This is a genomic window from Variovorax sp., from assembly GCF_965279555.1.
Classification (GTDB): Bacteria; Pseudomonadota; Gammaproteobacteria; order Burkholderiales; family Burkholderiaceae_C; genus Variovorax.
Genome location: NZ_OZ257247.1, coordinates 790,063 through 816,818, shown reverse-complemented (window position 1 = coordinate 816,818; position 26,756 = coordinate 790,063). Strand labels below are relative to the sequence as shown.

Below are 26,756 nucleotides of genomic sequence, written 5' to 3'. Positions count from 1 at the left end.
ACGTCGGCCGCCCAAAGGGACAGCCCCCGTCGCCGAGCCCCGGACAACAGCAGCTTCAGCGCCCAAGATAGACCTCGATAACACGCTCATCGGCCTGCACTTCATCAAGCGTGCCTTGTGCGAGAACCGAGCCGTCGCACAGCACGGTGACGATCTCGGAGATGGTGCGGATGAAGCTCATGTCGTGCTCCACCACCATCAGCGAATGCTTGCCCTTGAGGGTGAGGAACAGCTCCGCGGTGCGCGCCGTCTCTTCGTCGGTCATGCCGGCGACTGGCTCGTCGAGCAGCAGCAGCTTCGGATCCTGCATCAGCAGCATGCCGATCTCCAGCCACTGCTTCTGGCCGTGGCTCAGGTTGCCGGCCAGGCGCGACACGCTGTCGGCCAGGTGGATGGTCTCCAGCACCTCGGCCAGGCGGTCGCTCTGAGCCGAATCGAGCTTGAACAGCATCGACGCGCGCACGCCCTTGTTCGTCTTGAGCGCGAGCTCGAGGTTCTCGAACACCGTCAGGTGCTCGAACACCGTCGGCTTCTGGAACTTGCGGCCGATGCCGAGCTGCGCGATTTCCGCCTCGCGGTGGCGCAGCAGGTCGATGGTGCTGCCGAAGAACACCGTGCCCGAATCGGGTCGGGTCTTGCCGGTGATGATGTCCATCATCGTGGTCTTGCCCGCGCCGTTGGGGCCGATGATGCAGCGCAGCTCGCCGGGCGCGATGTCGAGCGACAGCTTGTTGATGGCCTTGAAGCCGTCGAAGCTCACGCTCACGTCTTCCAGGTACAGGATGCGGCCGTGCGTGACGTCGACTTCGCCCGGCGTGACATGGCGGCCGAAGTCCGCGGCGCGGCCGCCCGACTCCGTGCTGCCGCTCACGTAGTGAATACCGCTGGCGCGTGCGGCGCGCTCGGCGCCGGCTTCCATCAGGTCGGGCGTCATGCGCGTGCTCCCTTCGCGTCCACCGGCAGCGAGGCCAGGGCGTCGGGCTCAACGCCCTGCTCCGCGGCCACGGCGCGCCGTGCGTCCTGCACCGGCTCCTCGCTCAGCGCCTGCTTCTTCTCCCTCGACAACCACTTGCGCACCAACCCCACGATGCCGTTCGGCAGGAACAGCGTGACAGCAATGAACAAGGCGCCCAGGAAGTACAGCCAGTACTCCGGATAGGCCACGGTGAGCCAGCTCTTGGCGCCGTTGACGATGAAGGCGCCGATGATGGGGCCGATGAGCGTCGCACGCCCGCCCACCGCCGCCCAGATGGCGATCTCGATGGAGTTGGCCGCGCTCATCTCGCCCGGGTTGATGATGCCGACCTGCGGCACGTACAGCGCGCCGGCCACGCCGCACATGACGGCGGAGATGACCCATATGGTGAGCTTGTACGGCAGCGGGTTGTAGCCCGAGAACATCACGCGCGTTTCAGCATCGCGAATGGCCTGCAGCACGCGGCCGAACTTGCTGCCGATGAGCCACTTCGCGAACAGGAAGAAGCCCAGCAGCGTGGCGCCGGTGAGCGCGAACAGCGTCATGCGCATTTCCTGCGTGGCGATCGGAATATTCAGGATGCGCTTGAAGTCGGTGAAGCCGTTGTTGCCGCCGAAGCCGGTCTCGTTGCGGAAGAACAGCAGCATGGCCGCGAAGGTCATGGCCTGCGTGATGATCGAGAAGTACACGCCCTTGATGCGCGAGCGGAACGCGAAGAAGCCGAACACGAAGGCGATGAGGCCCGGCACCGCGACGATCAATACCAGCGTGGCGATGAAGCTGTCGCTGAAGGTCCAGTGCCAGGGCAGCGTCTTCCAGTCGAGGAACACCATGAAGTCGGGCAGGTCGCTCTTGTAGTTGCCGTCGCGGCCGATCTGGCGCATGAGGTACATGCCCATCATGTAGCCGCCAAGCGCGAAGAACAGGCCGTGGCCCAGCGAAAGGATGCCGGTGTAGCCCCAGATCAGGTCCATGGCCAGCGCGCAGATGGCGTAGCACATGATCTTGCCGACCAGCGCCACCGCGTAGTCGCTCATGTGCAGCGGGCTGTCCACCGGCACCGACATGTTGAGCACGGGCGCCACCGCGCACACCACGATGAGTGCGACGAAGAAGGCCGTCCAGCCCTTGCCGCTCAGCAGCGGCCCCTTGGTTGGAAGTACGACCTTGCTCATGCCTCAGCGCTCCGGCCTTTCATTGCGAAGATGCCCTGCGGCCGCTTCTGGATGAAGATGATGATGAAAACGAGCACCGCGATCTTGGCAAGCACCGCGCCCGCCCAGCCCTCGATGAACTTGTTGAGAATGCCCAGCCCCAGTGCCGCATACACGGTGCCCGCGAGCTGGCCGACGCCGCCCATCACGACCACCATGAAGCTGTCGACGATGTAGCTCTGGCCCAGGTCGGGGCCGACGTTGCCGATCTGGCTCAGCGCGCAGCCGGCAAGGCCCGCGATGCCGGAGCCGAGCGCGAAGGCGTAGGTGTCGATGCGCGCGGTGTTCACGCCCATGCAAGAGGCGATCGGCCGGTTCTGCGTAACGCCGCGCACGAAGAGGCCCAGGCGCGTGCGGCCGATGAGCCAGCCCATCGCAAGCAACACCAGGGCTGCGAAGATGATGATGCAGATGCGGTTCCACGGCAGCGTGACGTTGCTCAGCATGGTGAAGCCGCCGCTCATCCAGCCGGGGTTCTCGACGCCGACGTTCTGCGCGCCGAACAGCGAGCGCACCAGTTGCTGCAGCATCAGGCTGATGCCCCAGGTGGCGAGCAGCGTCTCGAGCGGGCGGCCGTAGAGGAAGCGGATCACGCCGCGCTCCAGCACCGCGCCCACCAGCGCAGACGCGAGGAAGGACACGGGAATCGCGGCGACCAGGTACCAGCCGAAGGCCGCCTCGGGCATGTACTTCTGGAAGATGCCCTGCATCACGTAGGTGGCGTAGGCACCGATCATCATCAGCTCGCCGTGCGCCATGTTGATCACGCCCATCAGCCCGTAGGTGATGGCCAGGCCCAGCGCGGCCAGCAACAGCACGGAGCCCAGGCTGATGCCGCTGAACACGGCGTTGATGCGGTCGCCCCAGACCAGCGAGCCGTCGATGCTGGCGATGGACGCGACGATGGCGGCCTTGACGTCGGCCTCGGTCTCGTCGGCCAGGCGCTGGTTGAGCAGCAGCTTGGTGTCGGGGTTGCGGTTGTTGCCCAGCTCCTTGGCGGCGACGAGGCGCTTGGCCTTGTCGGCGCTGCTGAGCATGCTGGCGGCGCGCACCAGTTCGAGCTGCGCCTTGATCTTGGGGTTGGTCTCGGCGGCCAGCGCCTTCTCGACCATGGGCACGCGCGATTCGTCGGGCTCCTTGAAGAGCGCCTGCGCGGCTTCGGCGCGCACCGCGTCGTCCTTGCTCGTGAGCTTGAGCGCGGCCTGCGCGGCATCGAGCGCGCCGCGCATGAGGTTGTTGTTGACGACGTCTTCAGCGGTGTCGGGCACCTTCAGCTCGGCACCGGTGACGGGGTCGTAGCCTTTGTCGTCCTTCATCACGAAGACCTTGTCCTCGGTGTACTTGACCGCGTCGTCGGACATGGCCTGGATGAAGGCGGCGGTCTTGTCGTCGGCCGTGAGCACGGCCTTGTTGAGCGCGGCGATGCGGGCTTCGGATTCGCCTGAGGCGATGGCCCGGGCTTCGTCGGCGGTCAGCGCGTGGGCGGCCGATGCCATGAGGAACATGGCGGCGAGTGCGCAGTGAAGGGTTCGTCGAAGCATGTTGAGAATGGAAGTTGGGTCGGCTCCCTCCCCTTCCGGGGGAGGGGGAAACACACTTACATCGACTTGCCAGCCGGATAGTCAGGCTTCTTGTCGTTGCCTTCGATGTACGGGCTCCACGGCTTGGCCTTCACCGGACCCGGCGTCTTCCACACCACGTTGAACTGGCCGTCGGCCTTGATCTCGCCGATGAACACGCTCTTGTGCAGGTGATGGTTTTTCTCGTCCATCTTCGACACGATGCCCGAGGGCGCGGTGAAGGTCTGGCCGGCCATGGCCGCGATCACCTTGTCGGTGTCGGTCGACTTGGCCTTCTCCACGGCCTGCTTCCACATGTGGATGCCGATCCAGGTGGCTTCCATCGGGTCGTTGGTGAGCGGCTTGTCCATGTGGCCGGGGATCTTCTTGGCCTTGGCGTATTCGCTCCACTCCTTGATGAACGCCGTGTTGGTCGGGTTCTTCAAGCTCATGAAGTAGTTCCAGGCGGCCAGGTGGCCGACCAGCGGCTTGGTGTCCACGCCGCGCAGCTCTTCCTCACCCACCGAGAAGGCGACCACGGGCACGTCCTTGGCCTTCAGGCCGGCGTTGCCCAGTTCCTTGTAGAAGGGCACGTTGGAGTCGCCGTTGATGGTCGACACCACGGCCGTCTTGCCGCCGGCCGAGAACTTCTTGATGTCGGCGACGATGGTCTGGTAGTCGCTGTGGCCGAAGGGGGTGTACTTCTCGTCGATGTCCGTTTCCTTCACGCCCTTGCTCTTGAGGTAGGCGCGCAGGATTTTGTTGGTGGTGCGGGGGTACACGTAGTCGGTGCCCAGCAGCACCCAGCGCTTGGCGCCGCCGCCTTCCTTGCTCATCAGGTAATCGACGGCCGGAATGGCTTGCTGGTTGGGCGCGGCGCCCGTGTAGAACACGTTCTTCGAGAGTTCTTCGCCCTCGTACTGCACCGGGTAGAACAGCAGGCCGTTCATTTCCTCGACCACCGGCAGCACCGACTTGCGCGACACCGAGGTCCAGCAGCCGAAGATCACCGAGACCTTGTCCTGGCCGAGCAACTGCTTGGTCTTCTCGGCGAACAGGGGCCAGTTGGAGGCCGGGTCGACCACCACGGGCTCGAGCTGCTTGCCCAGCACGCCGCCCTTCTTGTTGATGTCGTCGATGGCCATCAGCACCGTGTCTTTGAGCACGGTTTCCGAAATGGCCATCGTGCCCGACAGCGAGTGCAGCACGCCGACCTTGATGGTGTCGGCGGCAAATGCGGGCGCAGCAGAAATGCTGGCCAGCGCGACGGCGGCGGTAAGCGCCTTGAGTGTGAAACGACGTTGCATGTGGACTCCTGCTCCGGGGTTGGTTGAACCTTGTCGACAGCGCTTGGCTGGCGTGGAGAGGAGTCTGCGGAATGCACCACGAAGGTGAAATACGCCGGGTGGCGTACACGGAGGTATTCAGGCCATTGGCGGCAGCGGCGGCGGGTATTTCCGGGCGTTGACCCGCATCTTGCTGCGCGCCGCCTCGACCACGTCGATGCCGAGCTTGTCCGCAAGCTGCAGCAGGTAGAGAAAGACGTCGGCGATCTCGGTGCCGATCTCGGCGCGCTTCTCGGGCGGGAGGTTGCGGCTCTGGGCTTCGGTGAGCCACTGGAAGTGCTCGAGCAGTTCGGCAGCCTCCACGGAAAGGGCCGAGGCGAGGTTCTTGGGGGAGTGGAATTCTTCCCAGTTGCGCTCGCTCGCGAATTCGCGCAGCGCCTGGGTCAGTTGTTGCAGATCGGCGGCCATGTCGCTCCAGTGTCGCCGCATCAGGCCTTCTTTGCCGCAGCCTTGAACTGCGCGCTGGCGAAGGCCCAGGTCATTCGAGTGGCGTCAGGCCCGTTCGGGTCGCTGAACAGCAGTTTCGATGCGCCGCCGCTCCATGAGTGGCCCAGCCCGGCAATCTCGCACAGCGTGACGAGCGTGCGGCCCTTGCGCTTGAAGTCGGTCACCCGCATGGGCCGGCGCTTGCCGCGCTGCATGTCGCGCGGCTGGCCCGGCTGCGCGCCCATGGCAGTAGCCCAAACGGCCGCGCTGCTGACGGCATTGCTGGGCGCGACCACCGCGTCGGCGTCGCCGTGCAGCACCAGCATCGGCGGCAGCGTGGTGAAGACGGCCGCGGCGCCCATCGCCTTGCCGACGGCCGTCACCGGCATGGGCGGCACGTTCTGCCCGCGCATCGCGCCGAGCGCGGTGGCCGACGACTTGGCGGCGCCGGGCGCGACACCCGAATGCATGACGACGGCACGGAAACGATTCGGGTAACGCGTGGCGACCAGCGCCGCCATGCTGGCACCCGCCGACAACCCGGCCAGCGCCACGCGGTCGCGGTCCACGGGGTAGAGCATGCAGGCTTGGTCGACAGCGGCCATCAGCGTGGCTGCCTCGGCGTCGGCCTTGCCGGAGCGGCGCTCATACCAGTTCCAGCAGCCTTGCGGATGGGCCAAACGGTCCTGCTCGGGGTAGAGGACGAGAAAGCGCTGGCGCACGGCCAGCGCGTTCATGCGCGTGCTGGCCGCGAAGTCACGCCCCGTCTGGCCACAACCATGCAGCATGACCATGAGCGGCAGTTTCTCGCCGGGCGCAAGCTGCAGCCCGGCCGGCCGGAAAAGGTGATAGCCCCGGGCCCCGCCTGCCCCTACCGCCACGCCACTGAGCCAATCACCACGCCCCGGCGGCGGCTTCAGCCGCTTCGCGGTCGCGCGCTGCACCTGCCCCGCCACGCGCTTGCTGCTGCTCAGCGTGAGCCGGGTCAGCGCCTTGAGGTTGCGCTCATAAGCGCGGGCGAAAACGGAAGCGGTGGAACGACGGGCCATGGTGCGCAGTGTGAACGCAAAGCGCCCTTCAACCAAACAACGGCCCAGTCCAGAGACACCACGGAACCGGCTCCGCCGGGCCGTTGGTGTCGCCCCCTGCAAGGGGGAAGGAGAAGCGACACGAAGTGCGCGAAGCCTGGGGGTCAGTAAATCTCCGGCACGATCATGCTGGCCGGCACCGGCTGGCGCAGGTAGTCCGCATGGCGCACGCGCTCGGGCAGCTCGACCGGGGGATGCGGCACTTCCTTGTAGGGCATCTGGTCCAGCAGGTGGCTGATGCAGTTCAGGCGCGCCTTCTTCTTGTCGACCGCCTGCACCACCCACCACGGCGCTTCCGGAATATGGGTGCGCTCCAGCATGATTTCCTTCGCCTTGGTGTATTCCTCCCAGCGGCGGCGGCTCTCCAGGTCCATGGGGCTCAGCTTCCATTGCTTGAGCGGGTCGTGGATGCGGCCGAGGAAGCGCATGTGCTGCTCGTCGTCGGTGATGGAGAACCAGTACTTGATGAGCTTGATGCCCGAGCGCACGAGCATCTTCTCGAACTCGGGCACGGTGCGGAAAAATTCTTCGTACTCGTCGTCGGTGCAGAAGCCCATCACGCGCTCGACGCCGGCGCGGTTGTACCAGCTGCGGTCGAACAGCACCATTTCGCCGGCCGCCGGCAGGTGCGCGGCATAGCGCTGGAAGTACCACTGGGTCCGTTCGCGGTCGTTGGGCGCCGGCAGCGCGGCCACGCGGGCCACGCGCGGGTTCAGCCGCTGGGTGATGCGCTTGATCACGCCACCCTTGCCGGCCGCGTCGCGGCCCTCGAACAGGATGACTACTTTCTGCTTGCTGTGCTGTACCCAGTCCTGCAGCTTGACCAGCTCGCCCTGCAGGCGGAACAGTTCCTTGAAGTAGGCCTGCCGGGCTGCCTTGTCGGTGGCGGCGCTGGTGCCGGCCGAGGGGTCGAGGCCGTCGATGTTGCGGTCTTCGATCTCCAGTTCCAACTCTTCGTCGTAGCTGTCGATCAGGTCGCGGGCGATGCGTTGCATCAGTTCTTCATGGTCGGGAAGTGCGCTCGTCAGCATGGTGGGGCAGCAGGAGAAAAGGATTGAAATAAGGCGAAAAGGCATGCTGCTCGCCCTGTATGACGACTACATGACGGTCTTGACGCCGTTGACATGTAGTTGTCACACGCGGCGAACACCATCTGGAGCCATTCCAACACCCCAGAATCGCCCATGAACACGCTTGCAGCCCCGCATGCCGAGTTGCCGTCCGCGCCTGCTTCGCACCGGCCGAAACTCGACGCCAAGCCCGGTCCGCTCACGCTGATCACCTTCGTGGGCCTGCTGGCCGCCGGCCTGCTGTTCACGGCCTGGAGCCTGGTGGGCGACGTCACCGCCTCCGGCGTGCCGGTCACGACCTGGGTTCCCTATATCCTCCTGGGCGTGGCGTTGCTGATTGCGCTGGGATTCGAGTTCGTCAACGGCTTCCACGACACGGCCAACGCCGTGGCGACCGTCATCTACACACACTCGCTGCCGCCCAACTTCGCGGTGGTGTGGTCGGGCTTCTTCAACTTCCTGGGCGTGCTGGTTTCCAGCGGCGCGGTGGCCTTCGGCATCATCGCGCTGCTGCCTGTGGAGCTGATCCTGCAGGTAGGCTCGAGCGCCGGCTTTGCCATGGTGTTCGCGCTGCTGATTGCCGCAATCATCTGGAACCTGGGCACGTGGTGGCTCGGGCTGCCGGCATCGTCGTCGCACACGCTGATCGGCTCGATCATCGGCGTGGGCGTGGCCAATGCGCTCATGCACGGCCGCGACGGCACCAGCGGCGTCGACTGGGGACAGGCCACCAAGGTGGGCTATTCGCTGCTGCTTTCGCCGATGGTCGGCTTCGGCTGTGCCGCCCTGCTGCTGCTGGCGCTGCGCGCCTTCGTGAAGAATCGTGCGCTGTACGAGGAGCCCAAGGGCAGCGAGCCGCCGCCGTGGTGGATCCGCGGCCTGCTCATCCTTACCTGCACCGGCGTGTCGTTCGCGCACGGCTCGAACGACGGGCAGAAGGGCATGGGCCTCATCATGCTGATCCTGGTGGGCACAGTGCCGATGGCCTACGCGCTGAACCGCGCGATGCCCGCCAACGAGACCATCAAGTTCGTGGCGGTGACCGAGATGGCGCAGACCGCGCTGAACCGCAGCGTGCCGACCTCCCTGCCCGCACTGCAACCCGAAGCAGCGCGCGAGACGCTCTCCACCTACGTGCGCACGCGGGAGTTCAATGCCTCGGTCGTGCCCGCCCTGGCCGCCGCTGCCGGCAGCATCGGCCAGCAGGTCAAGGCACACGGTTCGCTGGCCGGCGTGCCTGCCGATTCCGTGGCCAACGTGCGCAACGACATGTACCTGGCCTCCGAAGCCATCCGCCATCTGGAGAAAAGCGGCGCCGCCAAGTTCGACAACGAGACCAAGCTGCGCGTCGGCACCTTCCGCGAAGAACTGGACACCGCCACGCGATTCATCCCGCTGTGGGTCAAGGTTGCCGTGGCCATTGCGCTGGGCCTGGGCACGATGATCGGCTGGAAGCGCATCGTCGTGACCGTGGGCGAGAAGATCGGCAAGACGCACCTGAGCTACGCGCAAGGCGCCTCCGCCGAAGTGGTGGCCATGATCACCATCGGCGCGGCCGACATGTACGGCCTGCCGGTGTCGACCACGCACGTGCTGTCCTCCGGCGTGGCCGGCACCATGACGGCCAGCGGCTCGGGCCTGCAGATGTCGACGCTGCGCAACCTTGCACTGGCCTGGGTGCTCACGCTGCCGGTGGCGATGCTGCTGTCCGGTTCGCTCTACTGGCTTTTCACTCGTATCTTCTGAATCACGCATCTTGTCGGCATTTCATGATCTCGCCGCCCAGTCCTACGGCGGCGACGAAGCCGGACTGATCTCCGGCTACCTGTTCGACGCGTCGGCGCCCGAGCCCGCGCGGGCCATCGACTCCGTCCAGGCCGCGGCATGGCTGGCGGAGCAGCGCGAAAGCGAGTGCGCCGAAGAAAACCCGCCGTACGTCTGGCTGCACTTCAACCTGAGCCATGCGCACGCCGAGCGCTGGCTGGTGCGGCACGCGAACCTCTCCGACACCTTCTACGAGACGCTGCACGAAGGGCTGCCCTCCACGCGCATCGAACGCGCCGACGACTCGCTGATCGCGGTCATCAACGACGTGCACTTCGAGTTCAGCTTCGAGCCCTCGGACATCTCCACGCTGTGGATCAGCGTGGGCCCGCGCCTCGTGGTCACGGCGCGCACCAAGCCGCTGCGCTCGGTCGATGCGCTGCGCACGGCCGTGAAGGCCGGCGACGCGCCGCGCTCGAGCACCGAACTGCTCGAACACCTGCTGCGCGCGCAGGCCGACGTACTGGTGAAGATCGTGCGCGGCGTCACCTCGCGCATCGACCGCATCGAAGACGAGCTGCTGGCCGGCCGTCTCGACCACAAGCGCGCGCGGCTCGGCGTGCTGCGCCGGCTGCTGGTGCGGCTGCAGCGGCTGCTGGCGCCCGAGCCGGCCGCGCTCTTCCGCCTGCTGCAGGGGCCACCCGCCTGGATGGCCGAACCCGACGTGCAGGAACTGCGCGGCTCGACGGAAGAGTTTTCGGTAGTGCTGCGCGACATGCAGGCGCTGCAGGAGCGCATCAAGCTGCTGCAGGAAGAAATAGCCGCCAACGTCAACGAGGACAACAACCGCAGCCTGTTCGTGCTCACGGTGGTCACGGTGCTGGCGCTGCCGATCAACATCCTGGCCGGTCTGTTCGGCATGAACGTGGGCGGCATTCCGCTCGCGGATCACAAACACGGCTTCTGGATCGTTGTCGCCATCGTGGCAAGCTTCACCGCGGTGGCGGCCTGGGCGGCTTTTCGCAAGAAGCGCTGAGCCGCATGCAGCGGGCCAGTAATGCTATTTATTTAGTAGCGTCGTGCATAGCATCCATGCGCCCGCACCGATGTTCCATAGCCCCTAGAATGGTGGGGTGTCCTCCATCCTCAATGCCGATCTTCACTGCCACTCCGTGGTCTCCGACGGCACTCTGACGCCCGAAGAACTGGCCGCGCGCGCGGCCGCGAACGGGGTTGAGCTCTGGGCCCTCACCGACCACGACGAAATCGGCGGCCAGCACCGCGCCGCCGCGGCAGCCCGCGCCAATGGCATGCGCTACCTCACCGGCACCGAGATTTCCGTCACATTCGCGGGCGAGACCGTGCACATCGTCGGCCTGGGTTTCGACCCGGACGACGCGGCCATCACGCAGGGCCTCTACGACACGCGCGGCGGCCGCGGCAAGCGCGCGCAGGAAATGTCCGAGGGGCTGGCCAAGGTCGGCATCCATGGCGCCTACGAAGGCGCGCTCAGGTTCGTGGGCAACCCCGAACTCATCTCGCGCACGCACTTCGCCCGCTTCCTGGTCGAGCAGGGCCATTGCCGCGACACGCCCGAGGTGTTCCGCAAGTTCCTCACCGAGGGCAAGCCCGGCTACGTGCCGCATCGCTGGGCCTCGCTGAAGGACGCGGTGCACTGGATCACCGCCGCCAAGGGCATCGCCGTCATCGCGCACCCGGGCCGCTACAAGTTTTCGGCCAACGAGGAATATGCGCTGTTCCTCGAATTCAAGGCGCACGGCGGCCAGGCGATCGAAGTCGTCACCGGCAGCCACACGCCGGCCGAATATGTCGAGTACGCGGACAAGGCGCTCGAGTTCGATTTCGCCGCCTCGCGCGGCAGCGATTTCCACAGTCCCGACGAGAGCCATTGCGATCTCGGCAAGCTGCCGCCGTTGCCCGGCGCGCTCACTCCTGTGTGGGAACTGCTCGGCCACCGCATCCAGCAGTGAGCCAGAGCCCCGGGCCCGGCATCGACAACGCGGCAACCGTTGCGCTGGCCAGTGCACGCTCGGCGGCACAAAGGGCCCGCAGCGTCGAGTCGGAACGCATCCTCGCGGGCATCGGCCTCGTGCTGCTGGCGGTGGCCTGCTTCGCCACGCTCGACACCGCCACCAAGTTTTCCACCCTCGGCGTGCCGATTCTCATGGGCGTTTGGTTCCGCTATGCCTTCCAGGCCGTGGCGACCACCATCGTGCTGCTGCCGCTGCACGGCACCGCGCTGCTGCGCACGCGGCATCCGCGCTACCAGGCGCTGCGCGGTGCGTTGCTGCTGTCGTCGAGCGTGTTCGCTTTCCTGAGCCTGCGCTACATGCCGCTGGCGGAGTTCACGTCGATCGTGCTGATCGCGCCGCTGGTCATCACGCTGCTGGCCGCCACCACGCTCAAGGAGCAGGTGTCGCCCTTGCGCTGGACTCTGGTGGCGGGCGGCTTCGCCGGCACGCTGGTGATCCTGCGCCCGGGCGGCGGCACGTTCAGTTGGGCCATTCTTTTGCCGCTGGGGCTGGTGCTGACCAACGCCTGGTTCCAGGTGCTCACCAGCAAGCTCGCGCAGACCGAGAACCCGCTGACCATGCACTTCTACACCGGCTGGGTCGGCACGCTGATCGCCTCGCTGGTGGTGCCCTTCGCATGGACCGCGCTGCCTTCGTGGGAATGGTGGGCGCTGCTGTGCCTCATGGGGTTCATGGGTACGGTGGGCCACTTCATGCTGATCCTGGCCTACCAGCGCGCCCCGGCCTCCACGCTCACGCCCTACCTTTATGCGCAGATCGCCTTTGCGATGCTGGGCGGCTGGCTTGTCTTTTCCCATGTGCCCGACCGCTTTTCGCTAATCGGCATGGCAATGATCGCCGTGTGCGGCGCGGCCGGCGCATGGCTCACCGTGCGCGAGCGGCGCGTGCCGATCGAACCCGCGGAATCCTGATCCGGAGATATTTCCAATGGCCCAGTACTTCGAAGTCCACCCCGAGAACCCGCAGCAGCGCCTGCTCAAGCAGGCCGTCGCGCTGCTCGAGCGCGGCGAGATCGTGGCCGTGCCCACCGACTCCAGCTACGCCCTGGCCTGCCACCTCGACGACAAGGACGCAGTCGACCAGCTTCGTCGTATCCGGCAGGTCGACGACAAGCACCACCTCACGCTGCTGTGCCGCGACCTGAGCGAACTGGCCAACTACGCACGCGTCGACAACAAGCAATATCGCCTGCTGAAGGCCGCCACGCCCGGCCCCTACACCTTCCTGCTCGAAGCCACCAAGGAAGTGCCGCGCCGCGTGAGCCATCCGCAGCGCAAGACCATCGGCCTGCGCGTACCCGACCACAAGGTGCTGCTGGAGCTGCTGTCGCTGCACGGCGCGCCGCTATTGGCCACCACGCTGATCGCGCCCGGCGAGACCGAGGCACTGAACGACGCGCAGACCATCCGCGAGCGCTTCGAGAAGCAGATCGGCGCCGTCATCGATGCCGGGGCCTGCCCCTCGCAGCCCACCACGGTGGTCGACCTCACGCCCATGGGCACTGGCGACGACCCCGTCGTGGTGCGCCAGGGGCGCGGGGTATTGGCCGTGCTCGGCCTCTGAAATCGGACTGATAAACACTTCTCGTCTGACACAATCGCCCAGTGGATATTTCCAACCTGATACAGACCGTACTGATATACGCACTGCCGGTGATCTTCGCGATTACCGTGCATGAGGCGGCCCATGGCTATGTCGCGCGCTATTTCGGCGACAACACCGCCGAGGTCATGGGGCGCGTCACGCTCAATCCGATGAAGCACATCGACCCCATCGGGACCATCCTGATGCCGCTGATGCTGTACTTCGCGACTTCGGGCGCCTTCCTGTTCGGCTATGCCAAGCCGGTGCCGGTCAACTTCGGGCGGCTGCGCCATCCGAAGCGCGACATGGTGTGGGTGGCGCTGGCCGGGCCGGCCTCGAACTTCATCCAGGCCATTCTCTGGGCGCTGGTGCTGGTGGCGCTGGTCGCGTCCGGCGTCGACGAAACCTTTTTCATCAAGATGGCGCAGGGTGGCGTGCTGGTCAACCTCGTGATGTGGGCCTTCAACCTGTTCCCGCTGCCACCACTGGACGGCGGCCGCGTGCTGGCGGGCCTGCTGCCTAACGGACCAGCGCAGAATTTCCTGGCCCGCATCGAGCCCTACGGCTTCTTCATCGTGATGGCGCTGGTGCTCGCCGGAGTCGTCAGCAACTACTGGCTGCGTCCGTTGATGGATGTCGGCTACTACGTCGTCAACCTGGTCATCACCCCGCTCAAGGCATTGCTGCTCTAAGTTCCTCGTTCCATGTCCCCGTCTTCCAAAGCTCCCCTGCGCGTCCTGACCGGCATCACCCCGTCGGGCACGCCCCACCTCGGCAACTACGTCGGCTCGATCCGCCATTCGGTGCGGCAAAGCGTCGCGCCCGGTGTGCAGAGCTTCTTCTTCCTGGCCGACTACCACGCGCTCATCAAGGTGCAGGAGCCGGCAAAGATCCAGCGCTCCACCCTCGAGATCGCCGCCAGCTGGCTGGCCTGCGGCCTCGACCCCGAGCACGTCACCTTCTACCGCCAGTCCGACATTCCCGAGATTCCCGAGCTCACCTGGTTTCTCACCTGCGTCACCGGCAAGGGCGTGCTCAACCGCGCGCATGCCTACAAAGCGCAGATCGACAAGAACGTCGCCAAGGGCGAAGACCCCGACGCCGACGTCACGGCCGGCCTCTTCATGTACCCGGTGCTCATGGGCGCGGACATCCTGATGTTCAACGCCCACAAGGTGCCCGTGGGCCGCGACCAGGTCCAGCACATCGAGATGGCGCGCGACATGGCGCAGCGCTTCAACCACCAGTACGGCGAGCACTTCACGCTGCCCGACGCCGAGATCGACGATGCCGTCGCTACCTTGCCCGGCCTCGACGGCCGCAAGATGAGCAAGAGCTACAACAACACGATCCCGCTGTTCGCGCCGCGCGCGTACCTGCGCAAGCAGATCACCAGCATCGTGACCGACTCGCGCGCGCCAGGCGAGCCCAAGGAGACCGAAGGCTCCGCGCTGTTCCAGATCTACCAGGCCTTTGCCGACGCCGACGAGACCGAGATGCTCCGCAAAGCCTATGCCGACGGCATCGGCTGGGGGGATGCCAAGCAGCTGCTGTTCGAGCGCATCGACCTCGAGGTGGCGCCGCTGCGTGAGCGCTACGACGCGCTCATGAACAACCCGGCCGAGATCGAGCGCCTCCTGCTCATCGGTGCCGAGAAGGCACGCGCGCTGTCGAAGCCCTTCATGGTCGAGCTGCGCCATGCGGTCGGCCTGCGCAATCTCGCGGCCGGCAAGGACAAGGGCGGCGCCAAGGCGGCCAAGGTCGCGAAGCCCAGCTTCAAGCAATACCGCGAGAAGACCGACGGCCTCTTCTATTTCAAGCTGCTCGATGCGCGCGGCGAAACCCTGCTCCAGAGCCGTGGATTCACCTCGCCGCAAGAGGCGGGCCGTACCATCGCGGTCTTGCAGGCGCAGCGCGGCGCGGCATTGGCCGCACTGGCCGGGCAGCTTGAACCAATCGACACAGAAGGAACACGCGCCGTCACCGAGGCGCTGGAGGTACTGCCCGAGGCAACGCCCACGAACCAAGGGAGTTGATCCGGCTGAACCCGCCGGCCTGCCCGCCGGCGAGCAGGAAGAGAGAAGACGGTGCGATCACAAAGGAAGAAAACATGAGCATTTATGTCATCGACGACCACCCCCTGATGCGCGACGCGATCGTGATGGTCTTGCGGCGCTTGCGCCCGGCCGAGAACATCGTCGAGCTCGAGCGCCTCGACAAGCTCGCGGGCTCTGTCCAGCAGCGCGGCGCCCCCACCCTCTTCTGCCTGGACCTGAAGCTCCCGGACACCAATGGCGTGTCGGGCGTGATCGCGGTCAAGCAGGTCTATCCCAACGTGCCGATCGCCGTGTATTCGGCAGCACCGGCCGCCGACATGGAAGATGCCTGCATCGAGGCGGGTGCAGACACCTACATCGAGAAATCGGCCAGCTCCAACGAGCTGGCAGCCGCCCTTCGCGGCCTGCTGATGGCGGGTTCGGAAGACGAAGCCGACGAGCCGCCGGCCGCCAACAGCGGCAAGCTTTCGAAGCGCCAGACGCAGCTGATCGCCATGCTCGACAAGGGCATGAGCAACCGCGACATCGCCACCGACCTGGAAATCAGCGAGCACACGGTGAAGGTTCACCTGTGGCGGCTGTTCCGCCGGCTGGGCGTGAAGAGCCGGACACAGGCGCTGCACTATGCGCGCACGAACGGGCTGCTTTCAGGCTGAGAAAGAAGGCGACCGCTTCGGCGGTGCCGTCCTGGCCTCACAAAAAAGAACCGCGCCTCGAGCGCGGTTCTTTTTTGCTTTCATGGACGCGGGAGGCGTCAGTTGGCCTTTCGCTTGTAGGCGACCTGGTGGGACACGTTCACGGTGTAGGTCGCCTGGTCTCCAACGAACTGTGGATGGGCCACCGCATTCAGATCGATTTCGAAATCTTCGGAGAAATCGGCGCTGAATTTCTTGGAGTACGCGTCAAAGCGCGAGCTTATGGTGTTGCCCGGCAAGGCGTAACCCGTGACTTCGATACGCACGGTGGTCTCGACCACGGCATCCCAGCCTTGCGGCGCATTTTGAGGAAGTGCCGCCCCGACGATCCGATAGCTGACTTTGGGCCGCTGCAGTGGCGTCATGCTGTCAGGTATGTTGACCATCCCGTAGCCGGGTACGCTGTACGACAGATCGAAGCCGTTGCTCTTTCCGATGGGCGTGGTCGCCAGGCCAGCAGCGTTCACTGCGGCCTCATAGCTCATGCTGACGGGCGTAGGAGTCAGGCCCGCCGGGAATGCACTGGCGGCCAGGGTCATGTATGCGCCGAACTGCCCTTGAGGCCCCCCCGAGGAAATCGACGTGGAACCAAAACCATAGTTTTGCCTTTCGAAGTCGGCAGGCAGCCCGGTACCCATGTTGCAGGTCATTGCGTCCAGTGCCGGAGACCAGAAATCGGTGAAGTGGCTCTCGAGTCGATAAGCATCGCACAGCCGATAAGTGCCCGATCTGGCCGGGCCCTGCGTCTGGGTCGTCTCGACGAGCGCGAACTTCAGGACGGGCCCCGTGGATGCAGGTACCGCCGCAGTAATCGTGGCGTCCACCGCCTCGCTGTCTCTTTCCCCGTCGTTCACGATCAGGCTGACGACATAGTCTCCTGCAACATCCAGCAGGAAGAATGGCTTCTCGCTGGCGGTATCCGAGAGCGCTGCCTTGCTCGCCCCAGGCTTCGACTTCAGTGTCCAACGGTATGTACGGGGCTTTCCGCTTGCCGTAGAGCTTGCACTGCCATCGAGAGTAAAGACCTGCCCCAGCGTCCCGCTCGAAGCCTTCGGCAACACGGCAACCGGTGCTGCCGGATCGGACGGTGATGCTGGAGCGGGCGCCGGTGCAGGCACGGGAAACGGAAAGCCGCCCCCGGAAGAACCACCACCACCGCCGCCACACGCACTCAGCAACACAAGCGCGGCACCCCCAGCCAAGGCGTGCTTGAACTGTCTCTTCATATCTATTTGATCCTCCCACCCCAATAGAAATAGTCTCCAGCTCACAGAATCGTGGTTCTGGAGGCATCGCTAGATGCGGCAAGGATCGTAGACGATGTTACTGAAGGTTTCCTAAGCGCCCCTATGGCACTCGGGGGTGCCGGACTGGCTTGCGGCGACGCGTGCCGCTCAACCACCCGACGCAGTCACCCGCGCCTGCGCCACCGCCTCGTCCGCGTCATGCAGCGCCACGCGAAACACGCTGCCGCTGCCCAGCCTCGACCGCACGCTCACCGGGTGGCCCAGCACGTGCGAAAGCCGCGCGACGATGGCCAGGCCGAGGCCGAAGCCGTCGGAGGTACCGGCATGGTCCGCCACCTTGTAGAACTCCAGGAACACGTCGCGCAGATGCTCGGGCGCGATGCCGATGCCGGTGTCCCACACTTCCACGCGCAGGCCGTCGCGCGTCTGCCGCGCGGCCAGCAGCACGCCGCCTTCGGTCGTGTACTTGATGGCGTTGGCCAGCAGGTTGCCGATCATGCGGCGCACGCGGATCGGGTCGGTCAGGAACGAGCCTTCGCAAACATGCACCCGGAAGTCCAGCCCGCGGCTCTCGGCCACGGGTCGGTATTGCAGCTCCAGGTCGTGCAGCAGCTCGGGCACGTCGACGCGCTCGACGTGCAGGCGCACCTGGCCCGAGTCGATGCGCGCCAGGTCGAACATCGAGTCGAACAGTGCATTCACAGCATGCGTGGCGCGCACGATCTTCGGGGCGAGTTCCAGCACCAGTTCGGGCTCGTTGCGCAGCCAGTCGGCGTACAGCGAAAGCGCCAGCACCGGCTGTCGCATGTCGTGCGCGGCGCTGGCCAGGAAGCGGTTCTTCATGGCCACGGCCGACACTGCCGCCTGCCGCTGCTGCGTGAGCGACTTGATCAGGATGTGGTTGTGGAACAGCAGTTCGAGGCTGTTGCGCGCCGTCTCGTAGATGTGCCGCCCGGCCCGCAGCAGCAGGAACCAGTGCAGGATCGGGAGGATCGGCATCAGGTAGCTGTACTGGAACTGCGGATGCTGCAGCATGATCCCCGACAGCCGGAGCACCACCGCCCCCAGCATCGTGACGAACAGCGTGTTGACGTAGCGCTTGAGCAGCGGCGGATGCAGCGCCAGCCCGTTGAGCGGGAAGGTGCCCACGCCGGCCACGATGAGCCAGCTCATGAACTGGTTGACCTGCGGCGTGCGCTCGAAGAACAGCAGTACCGAGAAGCCCCACACCACCGCGCTGGTGCTCCAGACGAAGCCGTAGCGCTCGGTGAACTGCTGCTGCGCCGCGGCGCTGCGCCCGGCATAGCGCACCGCGTAGACCCGCGCACCCCAGGCCCGGCAGGCCGTGGCGATGATGCCGGCCACCAGCCAGGTGATCAGTTCCCAGCGCGGTATGTAGGCCCAGTTGAGGCCGACCATGGCCGGCATCAGCGCGGCAGAGACGAAGTAGGAGCCGCGCGCGGAGCGCATCAGGCTGCGGATGAGCTCGCCGCGCACCCATGATTCGGCCTCGTCGGCTGAAGCCGGGGCGGGTGTCAAGCTCGCGATCGACGCATTGGCCATATGGTGATGACCCTTGTTATCCGGCCACAAAAAAAGCCCCTTCTGCACGGGGCACCAAGAGGTCGGATCTTAACGGGGTGTCGTCCGTTGTTTCATGGCGTAACAAGAGAAAACGTCGGCGAGGCCGGCCACGGATAATGGCCGGCCCCTCTTTCCAAGAATCACGAGCCCCCAGAGATGTTTAACAACTTGGCCCCTTTTCTCATCCACTGGGCCATCACGGCCATCTCGCTCTGGGTGGCGAGCCATCTGTTTCGGGGGATCAAGTTCGAGAGCACCGGCGCGCTGGTGGTCTCTGCCCTGCTGCTGGGCCTGGCCAATGCCGTCGTGAAGCCGCTGCTGATCGTGCTCACGCTGCCGCTGACGCTGGTAACGCTCGGCCTGTTCCTGCTGGTCATCAACGCGCTGATGATCCTGCTGGTGGCCGCGCTGGTGAAGGGCTTCCGCGTGTCCGGCTTCTGGACCGCGCTGTTCGCGAGCATCTTCATCTCGATCCTGAGCGTCGTCATCGGCTCGTTCGTGACGAGCGACGACCCGGCCGAGAAGGTGCAGATGCCGCAGACCGGCAACTGGCTCTGACGCCAGGCTGCCGGCGGCGCTAGCCGAGCACGGCGCCGCCGCGCAGCAGCGCCTCGCGCAGGGCCGGCACCGGCACCTTCCGCACCTGCGCTCCCATGCCGCCCTCCGCCGCCCTGGCGGCCATGGCCGCGGCAATGCCTGCGGCCTGCCCGACCGCCATCGAAATCGTCATCACCCGGATCGCCGCCAGCGCCTCGTGGCTGGCCGAGATGCCGCGGCCCACCCCCAGCGCGTTGTCGAGCGCGCTCGGCACCAGGCTTCGGTACGGGATCTGGTAGGCGTGGTCACCGTCCATCGGCACGTAGTGCAGCGCACCGCCCGTCGCCGGATGGATGTCGATCGGGTATGCGCCCGCGGCAATCGCGTCGGGAAACTGCACCGGCTCCAGCAGTTCGGCCGCTGTCAGCACATGGTCGCCCTCCATCCGCCGCGTCTCGCGCACGCCGACCTGCGTGCCGAAGGCCCGCAGCCGGCCGCGCTCGCAGCCGGGCACCGCATCCGCGAGGAAGCTCGCCGCCTTCCACGCCTGGCGCCGCCCTTCGATCTCGGCGGCGCCCAGCGCCATCGGGTCGGTGGCGTCGATGCCCAGGCGGCTGATGTTGAACCAGCCGTCGTCCGAATAGGGATCGCGGCTCGAATGCAGCGCCGCGCGCGCCAGGCGGCCCTGCGCGAAGCCGAGCGCCGCCAGTTCGGCAAGCTCGGCCTTCGACAGCGCACCGAAGCGCTCGAAGTCGATCGGCCCGAAGCGGAACATCATCGTCGCCGGCTGCAGCGCCTCGCCGTCGCCGAGTTCGAGAAAGCGCGCGCCCGCCCGCTTCAGCGCATCCATGTCGCCCGACGCATCGACGAGCACGCCCGGGCGCAGGTGCAGTACCCCGCCCTTGGTCAGCACGCTCACCCACTCGATGCGGCGGTCCTCGCATGCCACGTCGAGCAGGCTGGCATGCAGCAGCGGTCGCACGCCAGCCTCGGCGACCATGTCGTCGAGCACCAGCTTGAGCACTTCGGGCGCGTATTCGACGCGGTCCATGCGGTGCCCGGTGGACATCACGAAGGTCTCGTGCGCGCGGGCCGCGCCGTAGCGGCGCAGCCGATCGACCACCTCCTCTGCCAGCCCCGCCACCACCTTGCGGCCGTTGCCGGTCTGCCAGCTGTTGAACTGCGCCACCGCGCCGGCCGTCGCGTTGCCGCCGAGGAACCCGTAGCGCTCCACCAGCACGACGGACGCGCCCTGCCTCGCCGCCGCCACGGCCGCCATCGTGCCGGCGACGCCGCCGCCGCACACCACCACGTCGGCCTCGACCATGCGGCTGCTTGACTGCCCCTGATTCGCGCTGTCGTTCATTTCAGTTTTCCAGCTGGATGCCGCGGCTCTTCACCACTTCGCCCCAGCGGCTGCCTTCGGCCTTGAGGTACTTGGCCGTGGCCTCGCGGCCGCTGGTGAACGGTTCGAGGCTCAGCGCGGTGAAGCGCTTCTTCACCACGTCGGACTGCAAGGCCGCGGCCAGCAGCTTCTCGAGCCGGGCCAGCCCCTCGGGCGGAATCGATCCCTTGGGCGCGACCAGCGTGGCCCAGCCCTCGACCTCCAGGCTCTGCAGCTTCAGGCTGCGGAAGGTGGGCACGCCCTGCAGTTCGGCCACCGGCTGTGCCGAAGAAACGGCCAGCGCGCGCAGCCGGCCAGAGCGGATGTGCACGATCACGCTCGGCAGGTTGAGGAACCCCATCGACACCAGCCCGGAGATCAGGTCGGGCATCAGCGCGCTCTCGCCCTTGTAGGGCACGCTGACCAGCGAGGTGCCGGTCTCCTGCGCGAACAGCTCGGCCGTCAGGTGCGCCAGCGTGCCGGTGCCGCTGTTGCCCGCGCTGAGCTTGCCCGGCTGCGCCTTGGCCTGAGCCACGAGGTCGGCCACCGTCATCGCCTTCGACTCGGTCGGCACGACCAGCACCAGCGGCTGCTGCGAGACCATGCCGATGGCGTCGAAGTCGCGCGCCACGTCGTATGTGAGCCTGGGGTTCAGCGCAGGGTTGATCACCATGCTGTTGCTGCCCATGAGCAGCGTGTGGCCGTCGCGGCTCTGCAGGGCCGCCGCCACGCCGATGGCGCTGCCCGCGCCCGGCTTGTTCTCCACGATCACCGCCTGCCCCAACTGCGGCGCGAGCACTTCGGCCAGCACGCGCGCCGAACCGTCGGCGCCGCCGCCCGGAGCGAAGGGCACGATGATGCGCACCGGCCTCGTGGGCCATGCCTCGGCGGCCCCGGCGCCGTGCCAGGGGCCGGCGGCCAGGGTGCCGGCGGCGCCGAGCGCCACGGCGGAGAGAACGCTTCTGCGTGTGACGCCGGGTGCCCGCGCACCCCGGCCCGCGACTGGACGGTGAACCATGTCTTGTATGCCTCTGCTTATGGTTTTGATCGACTGAAGAAACAGGCCGATGCTAGGAAAGCGGCGCCCGGCCGGCAAATACCAACACGTCGCAAGCCCATAACATCACGTTATCGAACAACGCCGAAGCACGGGGCAAAGTCATGAACCTCCGACAGATCGAAGTCTTCCGCGCCGTCATGCTGGCCGGCTCCGTCACCGATGCCGCGCGCTCGCTGCATGTGTCGCAACCCGGCATCAGCCGCATGCTGTCGCACATCGAGCTGCAGCTGGGGTTGCGCCTGTTCGAGCGCCGCAAGGGCAAGCTGCAGGCCACGCCCGAGGCGCAGGCGCTGTTCGCCGAGGTCGAGCAGGTGTATCGCGGCGTCGCGCGCATCGATGACTGCGCGCAGGCGCTCAAGAGCGGCAAGATGCTCACGCTGCGCGTGCTGTGCAGCCCGAGCACCGGGCTCGACATGGTGCCGCGCGCGCTCACGGCGCTGGGCCGCGAGTTCCCCGCCGCCCGTTTCTATGTCGAGGTGCTGATGGCCCGCGACATGGTCAAGCGGCTGGCCGCGCACGAAGCCGACGTGGCGATCTCCACCCTGGCCATCGACGACCCGCTGCTCAACGCGCGCCCCATCGGCCAATGGACGCTGGCCGGCGTGTTTCCCAAGGGCCACCCGCTGGAGGCGCGGCGCACGCTGAAGCCGGCCGACATCCTGGGCGAACGCATGATCGCGTTCAGCCCCGACACGCCGCAGGGCCGCATCATTGCCGACTGGTGCCTGCAGCACGGCTGCCAGCCCGATGCGCAGACCGAAGTGCGCGCCGGCCAGACCGCCTGCGCCCTGGCGGCGGCGGGCGCGGGCGTGGCCATCGTCGACGACCTCACGGCGCGCGGCTGCATGACCGACCGGCTGAGCTTCCGGCCGATCCTCAAGGCGCCGTCGTTCGACGTGTTCGCCGTCACCAACGACAACTTCGCGGCCTCGCTGCTGACCGGCCGCTTCATCATGCATGCCGAGGCCACCCTGCGGCAGTTGAAGAACGAGCGGGCCTGAGCTGCCGGCGCGGAGGCGATACTTGCGTTATCGGTATCGCATCACGCTGCCGAGCCTCGACCCCGACCACCCGAGAGCGTCAATTGCCCCCGACCAAAGCATCCGCCCCTGCGTCCCGCCCGCCCACCATGGCCGACGTGGCCGCGCGCGTCGGTGTGTCGAAGATGACGGTCTCGCGCGCGCTCAGCCGCAGCGTGGGCAGCGACCGCGTCACATCGCAGGCGCTGCGCGAACGCATCCTGCAGGCCTGCGAAGAGATGGGCTACGTGATCGACCAGACCGCGCGCACCTTCTCCAGCAAGCGCTCGGGCTTCGTCGCGGCGCTGATTCCGTCGCTCAACAACTCCAACTTCTCGGAGACCGTCCAGGGCATTGCCGCGGCGGTGGAATCGCGCGGGCTGCAACTGCTGCTGGGCTACACCGACTACCGCGTGGAGACCGAGGAGCGCCTGCTGCGCGCCATGCTCGCACGCCGGCCGGAGGGCGTGATCCTCACCGGCGGCTCCCACACGCCCGCCGCACGCGCCATGCTGCAGGCCGCCGGCGTGCCGGTGATCGAAACCTGGGACCTGCCCGCCGCGCCCATCGGGCACACGGTCGGCTTCTCGAACGCGGAAGCCGCGGCAGCGATGGTGCGGCACCTGCACGGCAAGGGCTACCGGCGCATCGCGTTCATCGGCGGCACTTCGAACCGCGACACGCGCGGCGCCGACCGGCAGCGCGGCTATGCGCAGGCGATCCGAGAACTGGGGCTGCCTGACGGGCGCGTCATCAGCTTCGGCCAGCCGCCGATCTCGATGGCGCAGGGGGGCGAGGCCATCGCGCAGCTCGTGCGCCAGTGGCCCGACGTGGATGCGGTGCTCTGCGTGTCCGACCTCTCGGCCTTCGGCGCGCTGATGGAATGCCAGCGCCAGGGCTGGGACGTACCCGGCCGCATCGCCATCGCGGGCTTCGGCGACTTCGAGGTCGCGCGCGCCTGCCATCCGCGCATCACCACCGTGGCGGTGGATTGCGTGGGCATCGGCACGGCGGCGGGCGAACTGCTGCTGCGGGTGATCGACGGCACGCGGGACGGGCACCGGCCGCCCGCGGAGACGGTGCTCATCCCGTTTCGCGTCGAGCAGAGGGAAAGCTCCTGAGCGACCTCAGGCGGCCGCTTCAGCTCCCGCAAAGTCGATCAGCACCTTCATCGCCTGCTTGCGGTCGCTCGCCAGCTCGAAGGCCTCGCGCGCCTTCAGCATCGGGAAGGTGTGCGTCACCACCGGCGACAGGTCGACCCGCCCTTCGTTGATGAGCCGCACCGCCAGCGCGAACTCGGCATGGAAGCGGAACGAGCCGCAGATGCTCAGCTCCTTCGACACCACCATGTTCTGCGGAATGCTCACGTCGCCGCCCAGGCCGAGTTGCACGACCACGCCGCGCGGGCGCATCACTTCCAGGCCGTCGCGCAGCGCGCGTTCATTGCCGGAGCATTCGAGCATCACGTCGAAGGTGCCCTTGTCGGCCGAATGGCGCGACACCCAGGTCTTGTCCTGCGCGACGTTGATGGTCTGGTCGGCGCCCATGGCGCGTGCAATGGCCAGCGGCTCGTCGACCACGTCGGTGGCGGTGATCTCGGCCGCGCCGTGTGCGCGCGCCGCCGCGATGGCCAGCACGCCGATCGGGCCGCAGCCCGACACCAGCACGCGCTTGCCCAGCAGCGGCCCGGCACGCGACACGCCGTGCAGCCCCACCGAGAAAGGCTCGGCCAGCGCGGCCAGCCGCAGCGGCACATGCTCGGCCACCTTCACGCACTGCGTGGCCTCGCACAGCAGCATGTTGCGGAACGCGCCCTGCACGTGCGGCGTGCGCATCGCGCTGCCGTAGAAGCGCATGTCCAGGCACTGGTTGGGCAGGCCTTCGAGGCAGAACTTGCAGGCGCCGCATGGGCGGCTCGGGTTGACGGCCACCTTGTCGCCGATGCGCACGCTCTCCACCCCGGGCGCCACCGCCACCACGGTGCCGGCCACCTCGTGGCCCAGCACCATCGGCTCCTTGATGCGCACGGTGCCGAAGCCGCCGTTGTGAAAGTAGTGCAGGTCGGAGCCGCAGATGCCGCCCATGCCGACCTTCACCAACACCTGGCCGGGGCCGATTTCCCCGGCGTCCTGTTCGTCCAGCCGCAGGTCGTCGGGGGCATGGATCACGAGGCACATACAACGCAAGCGCATGATTCTTTCCTTCGGGCAATCAGGCCACGGGGGTGATGAGAGGCTGGCCCGCGAAGTGGGCCTCGAGGTTGCGGCGCACCAGCTCGCCCATGGCACGGCGCGTCTGTTCGGTGCCGCTGCCATGGTGCGGGGTCAGCACCACGTTGTCGAGCGCGGCGAAGCGCGGGTCGATGCGCGGCTCGTTGAGGAACACGTCGAGCCCCGCACCGGCAATGCTGCGCGCTTCGAGCGCCTGCAGCAGCGCGGCTTCGTCGACGGTGGTGCCGCGCGACACGTTCACCAGCCAGCCCTTGGGGCCCAGCGCCTGCAGCACTTCGGCATTCACGATGCCGCGCGTGGCCTCGCCGCCCGGCAGGATGACGATGAGCACGTCGCACCAGTCGGCCATCGCGCTCAGGCTCGCGAAGTGGCGGTGCGGGCTGTCGGCCTTCGGGCTGCGGCTGAAGTAGCCCAGCTCCACGTCGAAGCCCGAGAGCCGCTTCGCGATGGTGCTGCCGATGCGGCCGAAACCGGCAATGCCGACGCGCTGGCCGAAGACGCGCGTGGCCAGCGGCATGCCGCCTTGCGCCCACGCGCCGCTGCGCACGAACTGGTCGCTGGCCGCAATGCGCCGCTGCAGTGCAAGCGTGAGCCCCACGGCAAGGTCGGCCACGTCGCCGTTGAGCACGTCGGGCGTGTTGGTCACGCGGATGCCGCGCGCGCGGCAGGCTGCGAGATCGATGGCGTCGGTGCCCACGCCGTAGCAGGCGACCAGTTCCAGCTTCGGGAGCGACGCGATGAGCCCGGCGCTCGCGCCCAGTTCGCCGCGCGTGGCGATGGCGCGGATGTCGACCGCATGTTCGGGGACGAAGGCCGCCGGGTCCGGCGCCTCCCACAGGTGGTGCAGGGTGTAGGCCGCCCGCATCGGCGCCATGTCCCACTCGGGATAAGCGCCGGCCAGGAGCACGTGCGGGGAAATGGCGGTAGCGGTCAAGCGGATGTCTCCTGCTGCATGAAAGATACCGGTAACCTTAACCAATTGCTCCTCGGAACGCCAGCACGGGCTTCACCCATTGACGTTTTCATAAGATACCGGTAACTTTCTTCCGTTGCCACGTACCGGGGCACCCCGTTCACGCCCCGTTCCCAGGAGCTTTTCTTGAAACTGTTCGACCTCTCCGGGCGCACCGCCCTCATCACCGGCTCCAGCAAGGGCATCGGCTTCGCGCTGGCGGCGGCGCTGGGCCAGGCTGGCGCGCGCGTCGTGCTCAACGCACGCGATGCCACCGCACTCACCGCCGCGCGCGACGCACTGCGCGCCCGGGGCATTGCCGCCGAATCGGTCGCTTTCGACGTGACGGACGCCGCCGCGGTCGAGGCCGGCGTGGCCGCCGTCGAGTCCGGCATCGGTGCCATCGACATCCTCGTCAACAACGCGGGCATGCAGCACCGCGGCGCGTTCACCGAATTCCCCATCGACGCCTGGCACAAGATCACGACCACCAACATCGACAGCGTGTTCCTCGTGGGCCGCTTCGTGGCGCAACGCATGATCGAGCGCAAGCGCGGCAAGATCATCAACGTGTGCTCTGTGCAAAGCGAACTGGGCCGCCCCGGCATCGCGCCCTACGCCGCCACCAAGGGCGCGGTGAAGATGCTCACCAAGGGGATGGCCATCGACCTGGGCAAGCACGGCATCCAGGTCAACGGCCTGGGCCCCGGCTACTTCAAGACCGAACTGACGCAGGCGCTGGTGGCCGACGAGGCCTTCACTTCCTGGCTCTCGGGGCGCACGCCGGCCGGCCGCTGGGGCGATGTCGAGGAACTCGGCGGCGCGGCCATCTTCCTGGCGTCGGACGCCTCGAGCTTCGTCAACGGACACATCCTGTACGTGGACGGCGGCATCACCGCGAGCCTGTAG

25 protein-coding genes are annotated in these 26,756 nt (G+C 66.9%); 12 read left to right on the top strand and 13 right to left on the bottom strand.

Going from position 1 to position 26,756, the window contains the following annotated elements; translation table 11 throughout:
* Positions 1-55: 55 nt before the first annotated feature.
* The 7 genes from urtD to ppk2 form a co-directional block, all read right to left on the bottom strand.
* The gene (gene urtD, locus ACQY8B_RS04065; RefSeq protein ID WP_422085518.1) at positions 56-934 is read right to left on the bottom strand and encodes an urea ABC transporter ATP-binding protein UrtD; all 879 of its coding nucleotides are present in this window, start codon (positions 932-934) and stop codon (positions 56-58) included.
* The gene (gene urtC, locus ACQY8B_RS04060) at positions 931-2,151 is read right to left on the bottom strand and encodes an urea ABC transporter permease subunit UrtC (protein ID WP_422085517.1); all 1,221 of its coding nucleotides are present in this window, start codon (positions 2,149-2,151) and stop codon (positions 931-933) included. The genes urtD and urtC overlap by 4 nt, the downstream gene beginning before the upstream one ends.
* The gene (gene urtB / locus ACQY8B_RS04055) at positions 2,148-3,695 is read right to left on the bottom strand and encodes an urea ABC transporter permease subunit UrtB (protein ID WP_422085516.1); all 1,548 of its coding nucleotides are present in this window, start codon (positions 3,693-3,695) and stop codon (positions 2,148-2,150) included. The genes urtC and urtB overlap by 4 nt, the downstream gene beginning before the upstream one ends.
* A gap of 92 nt (positions 3,696-3,787) precedes the next feature.
* The gene (urtA, locus tag ACQY8B_RS04050; protein WP_081270211.1) at positions 3,788-5,056 is read right to left on the bottom strand and encodes an urea ABC transporter substrate-binding protein; all 1,269 of its coding nucleotides are present in this window, start codon (positions 5,054-5,056) and stop codon (positions 3,788-3,790) included.
* A gap of 117 nt (positions 5,057-5,173) precedes the next feature.
* On the bottom strand, positions 5,174-5,503 hold the full coding sequence (locus ACQY8B_RS04045; protein ID WP_422089149.1) for a nucleotide pyrophosphohydrolase: 330 nt from the start codon (positions 5,501-5,503) through the stop codon (positions 5,174-5,176).
* 20 nt (positions 5,504-5,523) lie between these two features.
* Complete coding sequence (locus ACQY8B_RS04040) at positions 5,524-6,570, bottom strand: extracellular catalytic domain type 1 short-chain-length polyhydroxyalkanoate depolymerase (protein WP_422085515.1); 1,047 nt, start codon at positions 6,568-6,570, stop codon at positions 5,524-5,526.
* Positions 6,571-6,713: 143 nt separating this feature from the next.
* Positions 6,714-7,640 (bottom strand): polyphosphate kinase 2, encoded by a 927-nt coding sequence (gene ppk2, locus ACQY8B_RS04035; protein WP_422085514.1) that lies wholly within the window; start codon positions 7,638-7,640, stop codon positions 6,714-6,716.
* A 153-nt stretch (positions 7,641-7,793) separates the two neighbouring features.
* Between ppk2 and ACQY8B_RS04030 the strand changes: the two genes are divergently transcribed.
* The 8 genes from ACQY8B_RS04030 (at position 7,794) to ACQY8B_RS03995 (ending at position 15,794) form a co-directional block, all read left to right on the top strand.
* Positions 7,794-9,425: an inorganic phosphate transporter gene (locus ACQY8B_RS04030; RefSeq protein WP_422085513.1), complete on the top strand. Its 1,632-nt coding sequence runs from the start codon at positions 7,794-7,796 to the stop codon at positions 9,423-9,425.
* A 10-nt stretch (positions 9,426-9,435) separates the two neighbouring features.
* Positions 9,436-10,479 (top strand): transporter, encoded by a 1,044-nt coding sequence (locus tag ACQY8B_RS04025; protein WP_422085512.1) that lies wholly within the window; start codon positions 9,436-9,438, stop codon positions 10,477-10,479.
* 97 nt (positions 10,480-10,576) lie between these two features.
* Positions 10,577-11,434, top strand: a complete 858-nt coding sequence (locus ACQY8B_RS04020) for a 3',5'-nucleoside bisphosphate phosphatase (protein WP_081266235.1) — start codon at positions 10,577-10,579, stop codon at positions 11,432-11,434.
* Positions 11,431-12,408: a DMT family transporter gene (locus ACQY8B_RS04015; RefSeq protein WP_422085511.1), complete on the top strand. Its 978-nt coding sequence runs from the start codon at positions 11,431-11,433 to the stop codon at positions 12,406-12,408. Before ACQY8B_RS04020 ends, ACQY8B_RS04015 begins: the two co-directional genes overlap by 4 nt.
* 16 nt (positions 12,409-12,424) lie before the next feature.
* The gene (locus tag ACQY8B_RS04010; protein ID WP_422085510.1) at positions 12,425-13,060 is read left to right on the top strand and encodes an L-threonylcarbamoyladenylate synthase; all 636 of its coding nucleotides are present in this window, start codon (positions 12,425-12,427) and stop codon (positions 13,058-13,060) included.
* Between the two features lie 41 nt (positions 13,061-13,101).
* Positions 13,102-13,773 (top strand): site-2 protease family protein, encoded by a 672-nt coding sequence (locus ACQY8B_RS04005; RefSeq protein ID WP_422085509.1) that lies wholly within the window; start codon positions 13,102-13,104, stop codon positions 13,771-13,773.
* Positions 13,774-13,785: 12 nt separating this feature from the next.
* Positions 13,786-15,117 (top strand): tryptophan--tRNA ligase, encoded by a 1,332-nt coding sequence (locus ACQY8B_RS04000; RefSeq protein WP_422085508.1) that lies wholly within the window; start codon positions 13,786-13,788, stop codon positions 15,115-15,117.
* A gap of 74 nt (positions 15,118-15,191) precedes the next feature.
* Positions 15,192-15,794, top strand: coding sequence for a LuxR C-terminal-related transcriptional regulator (locus ACQY8B_RS03995; protein WP_081266230.1), 603 nt, complete (start codon positions 15,192-15,194; stop codon positions 15,792-15,794).
* Between the two features lie 98 nt (positions 15,795-15,892).
* Here the strand turns inward: ACQY8B_RS03995 and ACQY8B_RS03990 are convergent, their stop codons facing one another.
* Positions 15,893-17,059, bottom strand: a complete 1,167-nt coding sequence (locus ACQY8B_RS03990; protein ID WP_422085507.1) for a hypothetical protein — start codon at positions 17,057-17,059, stop codon at positions 15,893-15,895.
* A 168-nt stretch (positions 17,060-17,227) separates the two neighbouring features.
* Positions 17,228-18,643 carry a surface-behavior sensor histidine kinase ShkS gene (gene shkS, locus ACQY8B_RS03985; protein WP_422085506.1) on the bottom strand — a complete coding sequence of 472 codons (1,416 nt, stop codon included), beginning with the start codon at positions 18,641-18,643 and terminating at the stop codon, positions 17,228-17,230.
* A gap of 177 nt (positions 18,644-18,820) precedes the next feature.
* Here shkS and ACQY8B_RS03980 point away from each other — a divergent pair, with 177 nt between their 5' ends.
* Positions 18,821-19,222 carry a phage holin family protein gene (locus ACQY8B_RS03980; RefSeq protein WP_422085505.1) on the top strand — a complete coding sequence of 134 codons (402 nt, stop codon included), beginning with the start codon at positions 18,821-18,823 and terminating at the stop codon, positions 19,220-19,222.
* A 19-nt stretch (positions 19,223-19,241) separates the two neighbouring features.
* Here ACQY8B_RS03980 and ACQY8B_RS03975 read toward each other — a convergent pair whose 3' ends face one another.
* Both ACQY8B_RS03975 and ACQY8B_RS03970 read right to left on the bottom strand, forming a co-directional pair.
* Entirely contained in the window at positions 19,242-20,567 is a 1,326-nt protein-coding gene (locus ACQY8B_RS03975) for an FAD-dependent oxidoreductase (protein ID WP_422085504.1), read from the bottom strand.
* A 1-nt stretch (position 20,568) separates the two neighbouring features.
* On the bottom strand, positions 20,569-21,603 hold the full coding sequence (locus ACQY8B_RS03970) for a Bug family tripartite tricarboxylate transporter substrate binding protein (protein WP_422085503.1): 1,035 nt from the start codon (positions 21,601-21,603) through the stop codon (positions 20,569-20,571).
* Between the two features lie 143 nt (positions 21,604-21,746).
* Between ACQY8B_RS03970 and ACQY8B_RS03965 the strand changes: the two genes are divergently transcribed.
* Both ACQY8B_RS03965 and ACQY8B_RS03960 read left to right on the top strand, forming a co-directional pair.
* Entirely contained in the window at positions 21,747-22,646 is a 900-nt protein-coding gene (locus ACQY8B_RS03965) for a LysR family transcriptional regulator (protein WP_422085502.1), read from the top strand.
* A gap of 128 nt (positions 22,647-22,774) precedes the next feature.
* Entirely contained in the window at positions 22,775-23,785 is a 1,011-nt protein-coding gene (locus tag ACQY8B_RS03960; protein WP_422085501.1) for a LacI family DNA-binding transcriptional regulator, read from the top strand.
* 6 nt (positions 23,786-23,791) lie between these two features.
* Here ACQY8B_RS03960 and ACQY8B_RS03955 read toward each other — a convergent pair whose 3' ends face one another.
* Together ACQY8B_RS03955 and ACQY8B_RS03950 are read right to left on the bottom strand one after the other, a co-directional pair.
* Positions 23,792-24,856, bottom strand: a complete 1,065-nt coding sequence (locus tag ACQY8B_RS03955; RefSeq protein ID WP_422085500.1) for an L-idonate 5-dehydrogenase — start codon at positions 24,854-24,856, stop codon at positions 23,792-23,794.
* 19 nt (positions 24,857-24,875) lie between these two features.
* Positions 24,876-25,829, bottom strand: a complete 954-nt coding sequence (locus ACQY8B_RS03950) for a 2-hydroxyacid dehydrogenase (RefSeq protein WP_422085499.1) — start codon at positions 25,827-25,829, stop codon at positions 24,876-24,878.
* 165 nt (positions 25,830-25,994) lie between these two features.
* Here ACQY8B_RS03950 and ACQY8B_RS03945 point away from each other — a divergent pair, with 165 nt between their 5' ends.
* Positions 25,995-26,756 (top strand): SDR family oxidoreductase, encoded by a 762-nt coding sequence (locus tag ACQY8B_RS03945; protein ID WP_422085498.1) that lies wholly within the window; start codon positions 25,995-25,997, stop codon positions 26,754-26,756.

Excerpts from the sequence above, each read along its gene's own strand:
- ACQY8B_RS03980 (WP_422085505.1), top strand. The coding sequence starts at position 18,821 with ATGTTTAACAACTTGGCCCCTTTTCTCATCCACTGGGCCATCACGGCC.
- shkS (WP_422085506.1), bottom strand. The coding sequence starts at position 18,643 with ATGGCCAATGCGTCGATCGCGAGCTTGACACCCGCCCCGGCTTCAGCC.
- ACQY8B_RS04000 (WP_422085508.1), top strand. The coding sequence starts at position 13,786 with ATGTCCCCGTCTTCCAAAGCTCCCCTGCGCGTCCTGACCGGCATCACC.
- ACQY8B_RS03990 (WP_422085507.1), bottom strand. The coding sequence starts at position 17,059 with ATGAAGAGACAGTTCAAGCACGCCTTGGCTGGGGGTGCCGCGCTTGTG.
- ACQY8B_RS04010 (WP_422085510.1), top strand. The coding sequence starts at position 12,425 with ATGGCCCAGTACTTCGAAGTCCACCCCGAGAACCCGCAGCAGCGCCTG.
- urtC (WP_422085517.1), bottom strand. The coding sequence starts at position 2,151 with ATGAGCAAGGTCGTACTTCCAACCAAGGGGCCGCTGCTGAGCGGCAAG.
- ACQY8B_RS03975 (WP_422085504.1), bottom strand. The coding sequence starts at position 20,567 with ATGAACGACAGCGCGAATCAGGGGCAGTCAAGCAGCCGCATGGTCGAG.
- ACQY8B_RS03970 (WP_422085503.1), bottom strand. The coding sequence starts at position 21,603 with ATGGTTCACCGTCCAGTCGCGGGCCGGGGTGCGCGGGCACCCGGCGTC.
- urtD (WP_422085518.1), bottom strand. The coding sequence starts at position 934 with ATGACGCCCGACCTGATGGAAGCCGGCGCCGAGCGCGCCGCACGCGCC.
- ACQY8B_RS03960 (WP_422085501.1), top strand. The coding sequence starts at position 22,775 with ATGGCCGACGTGGCCGCGCGCGTCGGTGTGTCGAAGATGACGGTCTCG.
- ppk2 (WP_422085514.1), bottom strand. The coding sequence starts at position 7,640 with ATGCTGACGAGCGCACTTCCCGACCATGAAGAACTGATGCAACGCATC.
- ACQY8B_RS04040 (WP_422085515.1), bottom strand. The coding sequence starts at position 6,570 with ATGGCCCGTCGTTCCACCGCTTCCGTTTTCGCCCGCGCTTATGAGCGC.
- ACQY8B_RS03965 (WP_422085502.1), top strand. The coding sequence starts at position 21,747 with ATGAACCTCCGACAGATCGAAGTCTTCCGCGCCGTCATGCTGGCCGGC.
- ACQY8B_RS04045 (WP_422089149.1), bottom strand. The coding sequence starts at position 5,503 with ATGGCCGCCGATCTGCAACAACTGACCCAGGCGCTGCGCGAATTCGCG.
- ACQY8B_RS03955 (WP_422085500.1), bottom strand. The coding sequence starts at position 24,856 with ATGCGCTTGCGTTGTATGTGCCTCGTGATCCATGCCCCCGACGACCTG.
- ACQY8B_RS04030 (WP_422085513.1), top strand. The coding sequence starts at position 7,794 with ATGAACACGCTTGCAGCCCCGCATGCCGAGTTGCCGTCCGCGCCTGCT.
- urtA (WP_081270211.1), bottom strand. The coding sequence starts at position 5,056 with ATGCAACGTCGTTTCACACTCAAGGCGCTTACCGCCGCCGTCGCGCTG.
- ACQY8B_RS03995 (WP_081266230.1), top strand. The coding sequence starts at position 15,192 with ATGAGCATTTATGTCATCGACGACCACCCCCTGATGCGCGACGCGATC.
- urtB (WP_422085516.1), bottom strand. The coding sequence starts at position 3,695 with ATGTTCCTCATGGCATCGGCCGCCCACGCGCTGACCGCCGACGAAGCC.